Genomic DNA, 15,721 nt, shown 5'->3' with positions numbered 1-15,721 from the left:
CAAGCAAGCTGACTGTAGGAGCGAGCTTGCCTCGCGATCTCTTGATCTTTAAAAATCAAAAGATCGCGAGGCAAGCTCGCTCCTACAGACGGAATAATATTCAGAGGCTGGCGTGCAGGTTACGGCGCAGCAGTAGCAGGTTTTTCTGGATGTCTTGCAACTGCTCCAGGCTCAGCCCGCTGGCGGCCAGGATGCATTGGGGGATGGTCTTGGCTTTTTCTTGCAGCGCTTTACCTTGCTCGGTCAAACGCAGGTGAACCACTCGCTGATCTTCATGGCTGCGGACCCGGCTGAGCATGCCCTCGGCTTCCAGACGCTTGAGCAACGGCGTCAACGACCCCGGATCTGTCAGCAGGCGTGCGCTGACTTCGCCTACGGTCAGGCCGTCTTCTTCCCATAACACCAGCATCGCCAGGTATTGCGGGTAGGTCAGGTTCAAGGCCTGAAGCAAGGGCTTGTACACCTTGGTCATCATCAGCGAGGTGGAGTGCAGTGAAAAACACAGCTGGTTTTGCAGCAGCAGGTAATCACAACTGCCAGCGTCTGCCGGGGCGGAGTGGTCGTCGACAGTCATCACATGAACCTTGGCGTTAAAAGAGCCAACAATTTAGCGTCAATACCTTTAGCGCACAATGCAGTTATGTCAGAAGGCCACCGGCCCGATGGCCTTCGCGAGCCGGTGGTGGGGCTTACACCTGCAGAGGCGAAGGCCGGTTCTCAGTGCGCCAGCGCACCTCATCCGCCGAGCCAGGCAGGGGCGGGCGATAGCCTTCAATGACCCAGAGGCTGAACGGTGTTTCGTCGATGTGCATTTCCCACCGCAGCCCTCGCTCAGTAATGAACGGTGCCAACTGACGGGTAACGGCACTCAGAAATTGCTGCTTGACCGCGTCATCCCCCAACTGGCGCGCGATGTGGTCCACGGCAATTCGCACAAAGTCATCAGCAGGTTCACCGCCGATAAAAAACGCTGACTTGGGCACGGCCTCGAACACCACACCAACATAGAACGGCGGTAAATCACGATAAATACCGGTGATGCGCCGGGCGATGGCGTGTTTGTCTTCGGGCGAAAACGCGTGCTCAGGGTGATAGACCTTCCAAAGCGGCATGGCGGTACTCCTGTAGAAGATTTGTAACTCTAATAATTGGAGTATCAAACATAGCTCTAGTTATTAGAGTTATCAATAGCGACGACTTGGCCCGGTGCTGGCAGCAGCGTTATCCTCGTTGGCAATGTTTTCTAAAAAGGCTTAAAGCAATGCGATCCAAAGGCTTTGAAGGCATGGCGTGCTCGATTGCCAGCGTGCTCGGCGCCATTGGCGACCGCTGGGGGGCGCTGGTGTTGCGCGACTTGCACCTGGGCTTGAGGCGTTTTGATGATTTGCGCCAGTCCACGGGTATTACTAATGCGACCTTGTCCGACCGCTTGAAAGCGCTGGAGCTCAATGGCCTCATTGAGCGCCAGCAGTACCAGTCGCGGCCGGACCGTTTTGAATACGTGTTGACTCCAAGAGGGCAGGACACGGCGCTGGTGGTGATGGCTTTGGCCCAGGTCGGTGACAAGTGGGACCTGGAAAACCTGGGGGGCGCGCCGCTGACATTTATCAATGGGAAAACCGGGCATGCGGCCAAACTGGCTTTGCTCGACACTGTCACCGGCGAGCCCGTGCGCATGCGCGACATCAAGATCGAAGAGGGCCCGGGCGCAGATGAGCGGATTCGCTGGCGACTGGCCAAGCGCGCGGAGCACACAGGCACGCCGTGAGGGGGCAAAACCGGTGCTGGGGCTCTGAGGTCAATGAATTATTAGTTAGTTGTCGCGAAGGCTCATGGCGTCGAACATGTTCTGCAAGCAACGCCTATCAGGCACTTTCAGGGCACTTTCAGGACAAGGGAAACCGGTTTCATGCATGAGAAAAAACGTTCGTCGCGGCACACGGTCATTCACGGTCTGTGCAGCCTCAGCTTGCGAACGGCGGGTGCTGTCGCAATCACCCTCGCGACACTGAGCGGGGCTCAAGCGGCCACGTCCGCCACTGACACCATCAAGGCCTACAAACTGTGCACCGGTGCAGACGACGCCTCGCATGTTCTGCAAGGGACCATCAACCAGAACATGCGCAACGACGTGACGGCCATTCACTTCAAGCAAAGCCCGGCGCATGCCTCTTTTGACTGGCATAACGACCCGGAGCCGCAGTACGTCATGACCTTGTCCGGCACGCTGGCCTTTGAGACGCGCACCGGTGAGACGTTTACTTTGCGCCCGGGCGAAGTGCTGCTGGCAGCCGACAACACCGGCTCCGGGCACCGCTGGAAAATGGTCGATGACCAACCGTGGCGCCGTGGCTACGTGGTCCTGAAACCGGGTGCCGCCGATTCATTCGTGCCTAACGACCCGGCGGCTGCGAAAGTCTGCCAGTAAGCCCCGTTCCTGTAGTCGCTGCCGAGGCCGCAATGCGCTGATCAGGGGTGCCGCATCACACCGATCAAGGTCTTGTCATTGGGGCGGCGACTACCTTTTATTGCACTTGAGCCATCACTTCAGGCGTCTTGCGGCTGCCTGCCCGCTACAAATGCCAGGCGATCCTGCATGCCTGGACTCGCTGCCGGCCCGGCCTTGACGGTGCACTGTTCAATGGGCACCGCACGGCCTTCAACTGCGTCCATCAGCACCACCTGGAGTGGATGGCGGGTCTGTTGATCAATGATCTGCACGCTTTCGCCCTCGGGCGTGTAATGCCGATTGCCCCAGGCAATAAACGCCATGATCACGATTTTGAAATCTTCTCCTACCGCCGTTGGCACATATTCGTACCGGGGCGGGCGCTCGCTGTAGCGTCTGCGCTCCAGCAATCCTTCTTCGACCAGGGTGTTGAGCCTGCGCGTCAGCATGTTCGGGGCAATCCCCAGGCTTTGCGAAAACTCGTCAAAGCGCCTTAATCCTTGCAGCGCATCGCGCATGATCAAGATGCTCCACCATTCTCCTACCCGTTCCAGTCCACGGGCGACAGGGCATTCGGCGTTTGTAAGCGATGTGCGTTGCATTGCGGTTCCTGAGAGACGAGAAAAGTTTTGCTCACTGATGTTACTTTCATAATGATAGTTTCGTCACTGTACCGCTACCAAGCAAAATTTATGGAGTGAGCCATCGTGAGTAGACGCATTGTTGTGACAGGCATGGGCGCGGTGACCCCGCTGGGTTGTGGGGTCGAGCAAACCTGGAGCCGTTTGCTGGCAGGGCAGTCCGGGATCCGTCGACTGCCTGAAGCGCTGGTCGGTGATTTGGCCGTCAGCATTGGCGGTCAGGTGCTGGACCGTGATCAGGACCCGCACGCCGGGTTTGACCCCGACGCGCTGATCCCCGCCAAAGAACAGCGCAAGATGGACCGCTTCATTCTGTTTGCGCTTGCCGCCGCTAAAGAAGCGCTGGAGCAAGCGGGCTGGGCGCCGCAGACCGAACTGCAGCAAGAGCGTACAGCCACGATTATCGCGTCCGGTGTGGGCGGGTTTCCGGCCATTGCCGAGGCGGTGCGCACCGCTGACAGCAAGGGCCCGCGCCGCTTGTCACCGTTCACCATCCCGTCGTTTCTGTGCAATTTGGCGGCCGGGCATGTGTCGATTCTGCATCACCTCAAAGGCCCGCTGGGCGCCCCGGTCACGGCGTGTGCTGCCGGTGTGCAGGCGATTGGCGATGCGGCGCGGATGATTCGTGCCGGTGAAGTGGACGTGGCCGTGTGTGGTGGTGCCGAAGCCTGTATCCATCGCGTGAGCCTGGGTGGTTTTGCGGCGGCGCGGGCGTTGTCACAAGGCTTCAACGAAACCCCTGAGCGTGCCTCACGCCCGTTCGATCAAGCGCGCGACGGTTTTGTGATGGGCGAGGGCGCCGGTTTGCTGGTGATCGAAGAGCTGGAGCACGCCCTGGCCCGAGGCGCTACGCCGATTGCGGAACTGGTGGGGTATGGCACCAGTGCCGATGCCTACCACATGACCGCCGGGCCGGAAGATGGCTCGGGCGCACGCCGGGCGATGGAGCAGGCGATTAAGCAGGCGGGTATAACCCCGGCGCAGATCCAGCATTTGAACGCCCATGCCACCTCGACCCCGGTGGGTGACAAAGGCGAGTTGGCCGCCATCAACAGCCTGTTTGGCGACAACCCCGACGTTGCCATCAGCGCCACCAAATCAGCGACCGGGCACTTGTTGGGCGCGGCAGGTGGCATTGAGGCGATCTTCACCTTGCTGGCCTTGCGCGACCAGATCGCCCCGGCAACCCTGAACCTTGAGACGCCGGACCCTGCGGCTGCCGGGCTCAATCTGGTTCGCGGGCAGGCGCAAAAGCTGGCGATTGAATACGCGATTTCAAATGGTTTCGGCTTTGGCGGGGTCAATGCGAGCGTGCTGTTCAAGCGTTGGCAGTGAGTGTTGAACGGTTTGGGCCTCACTCGTGAATGAGTGAGGCCAATCAACAGCTTTTATTTATGGCCCAGTCCTTAAGGCGTTTTTTGGATCTGTGGCCTGTGCCGTTATGTCCCTACAGTAAGCCAACTTTTACAGATGGCAGACGAGCATGGACTACACCTTTCAGCTTCTGGAAACCCCCACAGAGCAACGCGCCAGTTTTGATCTGATGCGCGTGTTGCGTCCGCATTTATCAGACCCGGACGCTTATGTCGCGCAATTGTCGCGGCAGACCCGGCAGGGCTACCGTTTATTGGCGATCAGCAATGGCCAGGGCATGGTCGGGTTGGCAGGCTATCGCGAACTTGAAAACCTGATCTATGGCCGCTTTATTTACGTTGATGACCTGGTGATCAGCCCTCAGTTGCAAGGCTCAGGTGTGGGCGCCACGTTGTTGAACGCCGTCCGCGAGGAGGCGGTTCGGCGTGGTTGCGATCATTTTGTACTGGATACAGGGCTGCACATGGCGCTGGCCCAGCGCTTTTACTTCCGTCAGGGGCTGCTGGCCCGTGGTATGCACTTCACCGAAAAACTGAGCGAGGCCCACCCATGAAAACCGCACTGCTGATCAACGCCAGCCCTCACGGTGATTTTTCCCACGCCCGGCAACTGGCCCACGAGCAACTGCAGCGCTTGCGCCAGCGTTACCCGGACCTGGAACTGATCGAACGTAACCTGGCAGCACAGCCTTTGCCCCCGTTGGACATTGAGTACGGCGCGGCGTTGACCAAGCCCACGGCGTTCGATGCGCCAGTGTTTGATGTGTCCGAGGCATTGATCCAGGAGCTGGAACGCAGCGATGTCGTGTTTGTTTGCACGCCCATGCACAACCTGACGGTTCCGGCGTCGCTGAAGCTGTGGATTGACTACGTGTTGCGCATCCATCGCACCTTTAGCTCGGGGCCAGATGGCAAAACCGGTTTGCTCGCCTCTCGCCCGGTTTACGTATTGGTGGGTTCAGGTGGCTTTCATCAAGGGCCGAGGGCCAGACAGCGTGACTTCCTGACCGACTACCTGCGTGAAGTCTTCACGATGCTTGGGCTGCATGACATCCACTTTGTGTACTTGGAAGGGCTGGTGTTTGGCGAAGAGGCGGTGGCCACGGCGCTGCAAGACGCCCGGCAACACTTTTCGAGTTTTGCGCTGTTCAATGAGTCGCTTTAAAGCTCCAGCTTGTACCCCACGCCATACAGCGACTGGATCGGATCCTCTGCGGGGCACGCCTGCGCAAGCTTGCGCCGCAGGTTGCGGATGTGGCTGTCGACCGTGCGGTCGGTGACCACCCGGTGATCGGAATACAGCTTGTCGAGCAATTGGTCGCGGGAGAACACCCGGCCCGGCGCGCGGGCAAAGGTGTTGAGCAGGCGCAATTCAACCGGCGTCAGGTCCAGCGGTACACCATCAAAAGCAGCGCTGTAGCGGCTTTCGTCGATCTCGATGCGCGCTTGCGCCACGGTCTCCAGGTGCGGGCTGCGGCGCAGTATCGCTTTGACTCGGGCCACCACCTCCCGTGGGCTGAACGGTTTGCAGATGTAGTCATCGGCGCCCAGATCCAGCCCCAGCAAGCGGTCCACTTCTTCGACCCGGGCGGTGATCATGATGATCGGCACCGCGCTGAAACTGCGCAGTTCCCTGCAGATGTCCAGGCCATCGCGGCCCGGCAGCATCAGGTCGAGCAAGATCAAGCGTGGCGAATGCGCGCGAACCCACGGCACCACCTCAAGGCCGTTGCCCAGGCAATGGACGGGGTAGCCTTCGAGCGATAAATAATCGCGCATCAGGGCGACCAGTTTGGGTTCGTCTTCGACGATCAGAATGCTCATGAATCACCCTTTGCGGGGTAGCCGCAGGTTCAGCCAGAGGCCGCCCAGCGGGGAGTGGTCGGCTGTCAGACTGCCGCCGTGGGCGAGGGCAATGCTGTGACAGATCGCCAAGCCTAGCCCGGCACCGCCGCTGGCCCGGTTGCGCGAAGCTTCGCCACGATAGAAACGCTCAAACAGCCGCGGCAGTTGCTGGGGGTCAACACCGGGCGCGGAATCCATGATGCTGACGCACACGGCATCGTCTTCCTGGCTGGCGCGGATTTCCACCCGACCACCGGGGTCGGTGTAGCGCACGGCGTTTTCCAACAAGTTGCTGAACAGTTGTTGCAGGCGCTTGGCGTCTGCTTCGAGCACCAGCGGTGGTGCAGGCAGTTCCATATCAATGTGCAATTGCGCGGCGTTGCAGCGCTCCTGAAACATCGCCAGTGATTCCTCAAGCACGTCATTAAGTACGCATTCGCTCTTGCGATAGGTCAATGCGCCCACATCTGCCAACGAGAGTTCATACAGGTCATCAACCAATTTGCTGAGCATCCCGACTTCAGCTTGCAAGGACTTCATCGAGGCGTGATCAAGGCTGCGCACGCCGTCTTCGATGGCTTCCAGCTCGCCGCGCAAGATCGACAGTGGCGTGCGTAACTCGTGGGACACATCGGCCATGAATTCGCGGCGCATGGTTTCATTGCGCTCCAGGGTGAAGGCCAGTTGGTTGAAGTCCCGGGCCAATTGGCCCACTTCATCGTTGGACGACACCGCCACCCGGTTGCTGTATTCGCCCTGGGCCAGCCGATGAGTGGCGGCGGCCACACGCTTGACCGGGTCGAGCAAGGTGCGCGCGATCCACCAGGCAATCAGCATCGCCAGCAGCAACGACAGCACCCCCACGGCAAGGCTGGTGCGCAATTGATACTGCTGAAAGCGCTCGCCCCCGGCCTCGGTCACGCTTTGAAAGGGCGTCACGGCCAGCCAGCCGACGGTTTTGCCGCCCACGTCGATGGGGCGCAGCAGGGCGTCGTCACCGATCGAGGGGTAACCGGTGACGCGCTTTTTGTGCTGGTCGAGCAAGGCAATACGAAATAACGCCCCGGTGAGGTCGGACGGCAGCGGGTTTTTAAGGTCGCGGGTGCGCACTTCATCTTCTGGCTCCGGACGCATCACTTCAAACCAGCGATCAGGCTTATTGCGCAGAAACTCCCAACTGCCTTCGCGTTCATACGCGCTGGCCAACCGTGGCAACACCGGGGCCATGCGTTCCAGGGCCTGTTCGTTGAGGTAGCCGAGAAAGCCGCGGCCGAAGCTCCAGCTGGTGGCCAGGCCCATGCTCAGGATGACCAACAGCACACTGGCGAGAATCGCAATAAACAGTTTGGTGGAGATGCTCAGCTTCATGGGCTCGGGCTAGTCAGTGAATGGCCTGCTCATTTAGGCCCTCGCTGGCCGAAGATTCAAGGCGTGTGGGCAATCTTCAAATTTCCTGCACATTTGCCTCGCACGATGGCGCATGGCTTAAGCCACCCCACTTGCAGAGGCCGCTATGTCGACCAAACTTTTTGCTAAATCTCTGGTAACCGCCGCGGTGGTGGTTGCCGTGCTGGTTCTTTTTGCCTTGGGCGGCTGCTCGGCAGACGATGCCCCACCTGTGGCGCAAACCCCGAAAGTCCAGGTGATGACGGTGCAGCCGCAACGCCAGGCGCTGACCACCGAACTGGCCGGGCGTACCCAGGCTTTTATGCTGGCTGACATTCGCCCGCAGGTAGGCGGAATTGTTCAGCAGCGGTTGTTTGTCGAGGGCGCCGAGGTCAAGGCCGGGCAGGCCCTGTACCAAATCGACCCGGCGCCGTACAAGGCCACGCTGGCCGAGGCGCAAGCGACAGCAAGCAAGGCCCGCGCCACGCTCAAGTCGGCGCAGGCCACGGCCACGCGTAATGCGGCGTTGGTAAAAATTGACGCCATCAGCCAGCAAGACAACGAAGATGCCCAAGTCAGCTTGCTCACGGCCCAGGCCGAGTTGCAGGTGGCGCAAGCCGGGGTCGACACCGCCCGGATCAATCTGGGCTATACCCGGATCACCTCGCCGCTCAGTGGCCGTATCGAAACCTCGACCGTCACCCCCGGCGCGTTGTTGGTCGCCGCGCAAACCACGGCGCTGACCACAGTGCAGCAACTGGACCCGATCTACGTCGATATCACCCAATCGACCACTGAGCTGCTGCGCCTCAAGCGCGACCTGGCCAGCGGTGCGTTGCAAGGCAATAGCGCCGAAGGCGAAGCACCGGTGTTGCTGACGCTCGATGATGGCAGCCCCTACAACCAGGCCGGCACCCTCAAGTTCAGCGGTGTCGCGGTCAACCAAGGCACCGGCACCGTAACCCTGCGCGCCGTGTTCGCCAACCCTGAGCACCTGTTGTTGCCGGGCATGTATGTGCGCGCGGTGCTGGAGCTGGCCAGCGATGACAAGGCCATTTTGATACCGCAAAAAGCCGTGACCCGAAGCGCCAGTGGCGTGACCTCGGTGCTGGTGGTGGTCAACGGCAAGGTTGAGCAACGGGTACTGACGATTGACCGGGCGGTGGGTAACCAGTGGTGGGTCAGCGCCGGGTTGAATGCGGGTGACCAAGTGATTATCGAAGGCGGGCAGAAGGTTCGGGTCGGCGCCGAGGTGCTGGCGCAAAATAGTGAAGCCCGGGGCGTGCCACGCGCCGTGGCGCCCACCGCCATTGCGCAGGGGAACTGAGCATGGCGCGCTTTTTTATCGACCGGCCGATTTTTGCCTGGGTAATCGCCATCGTCATCATGCTCGCGGGGGCGATGTCGATCAGTCAGTTGCCGCTGGAGCAATACCCGGACATCGCGCCGCCCACCGTGCGCATTTCTGCAACCTACACCGGCGCCTCGGCCAAGACCGTTGAAGACTCGGTGACCCAGATCATCGAGCAGCAAATGACCGGGCTCGACAAGCTCACCTACATGTCGGCGTCCAGCAGTTCGGCAGGCAGCGCCAGTATCAGTTTGACCTTCGATGCCGGCACCGACCCTGACGTGGCGCAGATGCAGGTGCAGAACAAGCTGCAACAAGTGGAGTCGCGGCTACCCGCCTCGGTGCAGAGCGAAGGCCTGACCGTGACCAAGGGCGGCTCAGACTTCTTGATGATTGCAGCCCTCGCGTCCGACAACCCCAGCGTGACCGGCACGCAAATTGGCGATTACATCTCCAGCACCTTGCTTGACTCGATTGCCCGGATCGACGGGGTCGGCGAGGTGCAAACCCTCGGTTCGGGCTACGCCATGCGCATCTGGCTGGACCCGGCGCTGCTCGAAAAATACGCCTTGATGCCCTCGGATGTGATCACCGCGCTGGAGGCACAAAACACCGAAGTGTCTGCGGGCCAGCTCGGGGCGTTGCCAGCCGTGTCCAAGCAGCAACTGAATGCAACGATCAGTGCGCGCAGCAAATTGCAGACCGCCGAAGAGTTTCGCAATGTGTTGGTCAAGTCCGACAGCACGGGCGCGGTGGTGTTGCTCGGAGAGGTGGCGCGGGTTGAGCTGGGCAGTGACAGCTACGACGTGAACTCGGCCCTCAATGGCAAGCCCGCCGCCGCAATGGGCGTACAGCTGGCCACGGGCGCCAATGCGCTTAAGGTCGGGGAGGCCGTCAAGGCCAGGCTCGCGGAGCTCCAGCCGTTTTACCCGAGCGAAATGCAGCTCAAAAATGTGATCGCCTATGACACGACCCCGTTCGTCAGCCTGTCCATCGAAGAGGTGGTCAAGTCGTTGGGCGAAGCCATCGTGCTGGTGGTACTGATCATGTTTTTGTTCTTGCAGAATGTACGCGCCACGCTGATCCCGGCCATCACTGTGCCGGTAGTCTTGCTGGGCACGTTCGGGGTGCTGGCGCTGTTCGGCTATTCGATCAACACCTTGACCATGTTCGCCATGGTACTGGCCATCGGCCTGTTGGTGGACGACGCGATTGTGGTGGTAGAAAACGTCGAGCGGGTGATGAGCGAAGAAGGGCTTTCGCCGCTGGAAGCCACGCGCAAGTCGATGGCCGAAATCACCAGCGCGCTGGTGGGCATCGCGTTGGTGCTGAGTGCGGTGTTTATCCCCATGGCGTTTTTTGGGGGTTCAACCGGGATCATTTACCGGCAGTTTTCGGTGACCATCGTTTCGGCCATGGTGCTCTCGGTGCTGGTGGCCATGACCCTGACGCCCGCGCTGTGTGCGACCTTGCTCAAGCCTTCCGATGCCACAGGGCACGCTGCTGCTAGCGGTTTCTTCGGATGGTTCAACCGCACCTTTGAGCGAAGCGCCGAGGCTTATCAAAAAGGCGTAGGAGGGATCGTACGTCGAGGGGGGCGCAGCCTGGTGGTGTACCTGTTTGTGATCGCCGCCATGGCGGCCGGTTACGCCAGCTTGCCGACCTCATTTTTGCCGGATGAAGACCAGGGCATCTTGATGGCCCAAGTGCAATTGCCCGTGGGCGCAACGGATGACCGTACCCAGGCGGTGCTCAAGCAGTTCGAGGGCTATATGCTCGAGCAACCGGAAGTCGAAGCGCTGATCAGCATCTCGGGCCTGGGCATGGGCGGCAACAGCCAGAACTCGGCTCGGGCCTTTATCCGGCTCAAGGACTGGAGCGAGCGCACGGGGGCAGGTCAGGACGCCGCGTCTATCGCGCAGCGGGCGACCGAGGCGTTGTCGAGCATTGGCGATGCCAACGTGTTTGTCATGCAACCGCCTGCCGTGCGCGGGTTGGGGCAAAGCTCCGGGTTCGATTTGCAGCTCAAGGACCTCGCGGGGCTGGGGCATGACGCGTTGGTGGCGGCGCGCGAGCAATTTATCGAACTGGCGCAAAAAGGCCCGCGCCTGCAAGGTGTGCGCAGCAACGGCCTGGACGACACGCCGCAGCTCAAGGTCAACATTGATGATCGCAAGGCGGGCGCCTTGAGCCTGAGCACCAGCGACATCAACGCCACTTTGTCCACCGCGCTGGGCGGCACTTACGTTAACGATTTTCTTAACCAGGGCCGGGTGAAAAAGGTCTACGTGCAGGGCGAGGCGACCGCGCGCATGCAGGCCGCCGACCTGGACCACTGGTTTGTGCGTAACAGCAACGATGAAATGGTCCCGTTCTCTTCGTTCGCCAGCACCTCGTGGAGTTACGGCTCGCCATTGCTTGAGCGCTATAACGGCAGTTCGTCGCTGGAGGTGGTGGGCGATCCCGCGCCGGGCGTGAGCTCCGGGGTGGCCATGGACGCCGTGGAAAGCATCATCCAGCAGTTACCCGAAGGCATCGGCTACGAGTGGACCGGGCAGTCTTATCAACTGCGTTTGTCGGGGTCGCAGGCACCGTTGCTGTACGGGATATCGGTGCTGTTTGTGTTCCTGTGCCTGGCGGCACTCTACGAGAGCTGGTCAGTGCCTTTCTCGGTGATGCTGGTGGTGCCGCTAGGTGTCGTGGGCGCGGTGCTGGCCACGCGCTTCAGCGGGTTGAGCAATGACGTGTACTTTCAAGTGGGGTTGCTAACCACCGTGGGCCTGGCGGCGAAGAACGCGATTTTGATTGTGGAATTCGCCAAGCACCTGCATGAGCAGGGCAATAGCTTGATCGAGGCCACCCTGATCGCGGTGCGTCAGCGCCTGCGACCGATTCTGATGACCTCACTGGCCTTTATGTTTGGTGTCTTGCCCCTGGCGCTGAGCTCGGGCGCAGGTTCTGCCGGGCGCCGTGCCATCGGCACCGGGGTACTGGGCGGCATGTTCAGCGCCACGCTGTTGGGCATCTTCTTTGTACCGCTGTTTTTCGTGCTGATTCGCCGCCGCTTCAGTCGCGTTCGCACCCCTGACCCAAAAGGTGACGCATGAGTCGTTTTCGTTGGCCCTTGCTGGCAGCCTTGGCGCTGCTCAGCGGTTGCATCAATCTAGCGCCCACGTATGAGCGCCCTCAGGCTGCGGTCGATGAACAATGGCTGCCGGGCACCGCCGTGCCCAACGGCCAAGCCGCGGCGGACATCCGTTGGCAGCAGTTTTTTACCGACCCGCGCCTGGCGCACCTCCAGGCGCTGGCGTTGGCCAACAACCGCGACTTGCGGGTGGCGACCCTGAACATTGAAAAGGCCCGGGCGCAGTACCGCATCCAGCGCGCGGCGGGTTTACCGGCGATCGACGCGAGCGTAAGTGGCAGCCATAGTCGAACGTCCGGCACCACCAGCCACGATTACAGCGCCCAATTGGGGCTGAGCAGCTACGAGCTGGATCTGTTTGGCCGCGTGCAGAACCTCGAGGACGAGGCGCTGGAAGCGTACCTGTCGCTGGCTGAAACCCGGCGCAGCACACAGATCAGCCTGGTGGCCGAAGTCGGCATTGCCTGGTTGACCCTGGCGGCCGACAACGAACGCTTGGCGTTGGCCCGGCAAACCCTGGTCAGCCAGCAGGCCACCTACGACCTAACCCAGCGCAGCCATGCACTGGGCGGGGCCGCCGGGTTGGCGGTGTCGGAAGCGCAAACCACCGTGGAGGCGGCCAAGGTCGACGTCGGGGTGTATGCCAGCCAGGTCCTGCAAGACCAGAATGCCTTGCGCCTGTTGGTCGGCAGCGCCATCCAGGCTCAATACTTGCCCGGCGACAGCTTGCAGTCGGTCGCGATGCTGGTGCAGGTGCCGGGGGAATTGCCCTCCACCCTGTTGCAGCGTCGCCCCGACGTGCTGGCGGCCGAGCACACGCTCAAGTCGGCCAACATCGATATCGGTGCCGCCCGCGCCGCGTTCTTCCCCAGTATTACCCTGACGGCGGGGGCGGGGTCGGCCAGCTCCAGCCTGTCGAGCCTGTTCAGCGGCGGTAGCGGCGCATGGAACTTTGCGCCGAGTATCAGCCTGCCGATTTTCGACGCCGGCAGCCATCGGGCTGCGCTGGACTCCGCCAAAGTCGCCCGCGACATTGAGGTGCAGACCTACCAGAAAACCCTGGAGACCGCCTTCAGCGAAGTGGCCGATGCTCTGGCTGTGCGCAGCACTCTGGATCAGCGTCTGGCTGCCCAATTGGCGCTGACCAAGGCCAGCCGCACCAGCTATGAGCTGTCGCAGGCCCTGTATCAGGGTGGCTCGCAAAGCTACCTCGAAGCCCTGGTGACCCAGCGCTCGCTGTACAGCGCCGAACAAGACCTGATCACCCTGCGGCTGGCCGAGCAGAGCAACCGGGTGACGTTGTACAAAGTGCTGGGGGGCGGCTGGAATGCCAACTGATGAATGGACAGGTGCTTTGGATGCACGGCACTAATGCCCGCAAGCGCTTGTCTATGCTCCTGACTCTGTACGTAAACATGTCGTACAGCTCTAGGGCCGCATGGCCCGTCGTTCTGACAGGAGGCAGCGATGAGCAAAAAAATACTAGTGGTACTGACCAGCGTCGAGAAGTACCCCAATCTGGATCGCGCGACGGGTTTATGGCTGGGTGAGGCCGTGCATTTTGTGCACAAGGTCGAGGCCGCCGGGTATGCCGTGGATTACGTCAGCCCGGAAGGCGGTTACACCCCGATTGACCCGCACAGCCTGGCCAAGGACATGGCCTCGGAGATTGACTGGAAGTGGTATCACGACAAGGCGTTCATGAACCGCCTGGGCGCGACGCTAAAACCTGACGAGATCAATCCTGACGATTATGCGGCGATTTATTACGCCGGTGGGCATGGGGTGATTTGGGACTTCCCGGACAACGAGCAATTGCAGGCGATCAGCCGCCACATCTATGAGCATGGCGGGGTGGTGTCGTCGGTGTGCCATGGTGCGGTGGGCTTGCTCAATATCAAGCTGTCCAATGGCGAGTTACTGATCAAGGGCAAGCGGGTTACCGGCTTTTCCAATGAAGAAGAGACCCTGGCGGGGCTGGCTGATGTGGTGCCGTATCTCACCGAGACCGAATTGGTGAAACGCGGCGCTCACTATGAAAAGGCAGACGCTCCGTGGGCGCCGTTCGCTATCACCGATGGACGTTTGATCACCGGGCAGAACCCGGCCTCGGGTGGTCCGGTGGCAGAGCACGTGCTGGCAGCGCTCAAATAAACTGACCCGCCCCCCGGCCGATGCGGGTTTACCAGCCCGCATCGGCGCCTTGCCTGCATGGGCAAAACCAACATTAAACTTTTGAATCGCAAGCTTATTCTGTAGCCTTAGCGCGCTTGATAGCTGGTCCGTGCCTGATAACACACATTCTCCCGGCGGGACTCGACAGTCCGGAGCCGGTGGTACACTCGACTTTCGCGCCTTAGCGCTTGCAGGTCTTGCGAACATGACGCAAATTTCTGAACGACTTCTGGTCCAAGCCCACCTCGATGCCAAGCAGCCAACGCCTTTGACTGCCGAGCAAGAGGCGACGCTGCGTGCAGCCATTGCTGCCGAACTCAAAGCGCGTGATGCGGTACTGGTCGCGCACTTCTACTGTGACCCGGTGATCCAGGCCCTGGCCGAAGAAACCGGTGGTTGCGTGTCTGACTCCCTTGAAATGGCGCGTTTTGGCGCTGCCCACCCGGCCAAGACCATTTTGGTGGCAGGCGTGCGGTTCATGGGGGAGACGGCAAAAATCCTGACCCCTGAAAAACGCGTGCTGATGCCGACCCTGGAGGCCACGTGTTCGCTGGACCTGGGCTGCCCGGTCGAAGAGTTCTCGGCGTTTTGCGATCAACACCCCGAGCGCACCGTGGTGGTGTACGCCAACACCTCGGCGGCCGTTAAAGCGCGGGCCGACTGGGTGGTGACCTCCAGTTGTGCACTGGAAATCGTCGAAACCCTGATGGACAACGGCGAGAAAATCATCTGGGGCCCGGACAAGCACCTGGGGCGTTACATCCAGCGTCAGACCGGGGCAGACATGCTGCTGTGGGACGGTGCTTGCATCGTTCACGAAGAGTTCAAGTCCAAGCAACTGGAAGACATGAAGGCTTTGTACCCGGACGCCGCGATTCTGGTGCACCCGGAGTCGCCGGAGTCGGTGATTGAGCTGGCAGACGCGGTGGGTTCCACCAGCCAGCTGATTGCCGCTGCGCAAAAGCTGCCGAACACAACCTTTATCGTCGCTACCGACCGCGGCATTTTTTACAAAATGCAGCAGTTGTGCCCGGACAAAGTCTTTATCGAAGCCCCGACTGCCGGTAACGGCGCGGCGTGCCGCAGTTGCGCGCATTGCCCGTGGATGGCCATGAACACCCTGGAGCGCACCCTTGAGTGTCTGCAAAAGGGCACAAACGAGATCTTTGTCGACCCGGCGCTGGTGCCCCACGCCGTTCGCCCGCTTAAACGCATGCTGGATTTCACCCAGGCCGCGCGCTTGAAACTGGCGGGTAACGCCTAAAGGTTTCACCAACCTGTGGGAGCGGGCTTGCTCGCGATGGGATCAACGCGGTCAACCTGATAGACCGAGCTGCCAGAATCGCGAGCAAGCCC

15 protein-coding genes are annotated in these 15,721 nt (G+C 60.8%); 10 read left to right on the top strand and 5 right to left on the bottom strand.

Translation table 11 applies throughout. The features are described 5' to 3' along the window. Window positions 1–100: 100 nt before the first annotated feature. On the bottom strand, window positions 101–574 hold the full coding sequence (locus tag QMX84_RS23155) for a MarR family transcriptional regulator (protein WP_048387254.1): 474 nt from the start codon (window positions 572–574) through the stop codon (window positions 101–103). A 115-nt stretch (window positions 575–689) separates the two neighbouring features. After that, the gene (locus tag QMX84_RS23150) at window positions 690–1,112 is read right to left on the bottom strand and encodes a tautomerase family protein (protein WP_282364876.1); all 423 of its coding nucleotides are present in this window, start codon (window positions 1,110–1,112) and stop codon (window positions 690–692) included. Window positions 1,113–1,261: 149 nt separating this feature from the next. Here QMX84_RS23150 and QMX84_RS23145 point away from each other — a divergent pair, with 149 nt between their 5' ends. Both QMX84_RS23145 and QMX84_RS23140 read left to right on the top strand, forming a co-directional pair. Beyond that, window positions 1,262–1,768 carry a helix-turn-helix domain-containing protein gene (locus tag QMX84_RS23145; protein ID WP_282364875.1) on the top strand — a complete coding sequence of 169 codons (507 nt, stop codon included), beginning with the start codon at window positions 1,262–1,264 and terminating at the stop codon, window positions 1,766–1,768. Window positions 1,769–1,909: 141 nt separating this feature from the next. Next, on the top strand, window positions 1,910–2,428 hold the full coding sequence (locus QMX84_RS23140) for a hypothetical protein (protein WP_278939569.1): 519 nt from the start codon (window positions 1,910–1,912) through the stop codon (window positions 2,426–2,428). 119 nt (window positions 2,429–2,547) lie between these two features. Here the strand turns inward: QMX84_RS23140 and QMX84_RS23135 are convergent, their stop codons facing one another. Then, entirely contained in the window at window positions 2,548–3,051 is a 504-nt protein-coding gene (locus tag QMX84_RS23135) for a helix-turn-helix domain-containing protein (RefSeq protein WP_282364874.1), read from the bottom strand. A 105-nt stretch (window positions 3,052–3,156) separates the two neighbouring features. On the opposite strand from QMX84_RS23135, the gene fabF reads away from it, so the two are divergent. From fabF to QMX84_RS23120, 3 genes are all read left to right on the top strand, one after another. After that, complete coding sequence (gene fabF / locus QMX84_RS23130; RefSeq protein ID WP_282364873.1) at window positions 3,157–4,425, top strand: beta-ketoacyl-ACP synthase II; 1,269 nt, start codon at window positions 3,157–3,159, stop codon at window positions 4,423–4,425. Window positions 4,426–4,573: 148 nt separating this feature from the next. Continuing rightward, complete coding sequence (locus QMX84_RS23125) at window positions 4,574–5,017, top strand: GNAT family N-acetyltransferase (RefSeq protein WP_282364872.1); 444 nt, start codon at window positions 4,574–4,576, stop codon at window positions 5,015–5,017. Beyond that, entirely contained in the window at window positions 5,014–5,628 is a 615-nt protein-coding gene (locus tag QMX84_RS23120; RefSeq protein WP_282364871.1) for an NAD(P)H-dependent oxidoreductase, read from the top strand. Before QMX84_RS23125 ends, QMX84_RS23120 begins: the two co-directional genes overlap by 4 nt. Here the strand turns inward: QMX84_RS23120 and QMX84_RS23115 are convergent. Beyond that, window positions 5,625–6,287, bottom strand: coding sequence for a response regulator (locus QMX84_RS23115; RefSeq protein ID WP_123750055.1), 663 nt, complete (start codon window positions 6,285–6,287; stop codon window positions 5,625–5,627). The genes QMX84_RS23120 and QMX84_RS23115 overlap by 4 nt on opposite strands. 3 nt (window positions 6,288–6,290) lie before the next feature. Next, on the bottom strand, window positions 6,291–7,676 hold the full coding sequence (gene baeS / locus QMX84_RS23110) for a sensor histidine kinase efflux regulator BaeS (protein ID WP_282364870.1): 1,386 nt from the start codon (window positions 7,674–7,676) through the stop codon (window positions 6,291–6,293). A 145-nt stretch (window positions 7,677–7,821) separates the two neighbouring features. On the opposite strand from baeS, the gene QMX84_RS23105 reads away from it, so the two are divergent. The 5 genes from QMX84_RS23105 (at window position 7,822) to nadA (ending at window position 15,629) form a co-directional block, all read left to right on the top strand. Further along, entirely contained in the window at window positions 7,822–9,021 is a 1,200-nt protein-coding gene (locus tag QMX84_RS23105) for an efflux RND transporter periplasmic adaptor subunit (RefSeq protein ID WP_282364869.1), read from the top strand. A 2-nt stretch (window positions 9,022–9,023) separates the two neighbouring features. Then, on the top strand, window positions 9,024–12,152 hold the full coding sequence (locus tag QMX84_RS23100; RefSeq protein ID WP_282364868.1) for an efflux RND transporter permease subunit: 3,129 nt from the start codon (window positions 9,024–9,026) through the stop codon (window positions 12,150–12,152). Continuing rightward, window positions 12,149–13,528, top strand: a complete 1,380-nt coding sequence (locus QMX84_RS23095; protein ID WP_282364867.1) for an efflux transporter outer membrane subunit — start codon at window positions 12,149–12,151, stop codon at window positions 13,526–13,528. Before QMX84_RS23100 ends, QMX84_RS23095 begins: the two co-directional genes overlap by 4 nt. Before the next feature lie 129 nt (window positions 13,529–13,657). Continuing rightward, a complete protein-coding gene (locus QMX84_RS23090) occupies window positions 13,658–14,344 on the top strand; it encodes a type 1 glutamine amidotransferase domain-containing protein (protein WP_282364866.1) in 687 nt (228 codons plus the stop codon). Window positions 14,345–14,570: 226 nt separating this feature from the next. Further along, complete coding sequence (gene nadA, locus QMX84_RS23085; protein WP_123750061.1) at window positions 14,571–15,629, top strand: quinolinate synthase NadA; 1,059 nt, start codon at window positions 14,571–14,573, stop codon at window positions 15,627–15,629. Window positions 15,630–15,721 lie beyond the last annotated feature (92 nt).

This window comes from Pseudomonas sp. PS01297, from assembly GCF_029959305.1.
Classification (GTDB): Bacteria; Pseudomonadota; Gammaproteobacteria; order Pseudomonadales; family Pseudomonadaceae; genus Aquipseudomonas; species Aquipseudomonas helleri.
This window is presented reverse-complemented; position numbering and strand designations above follow the sequence as displayed.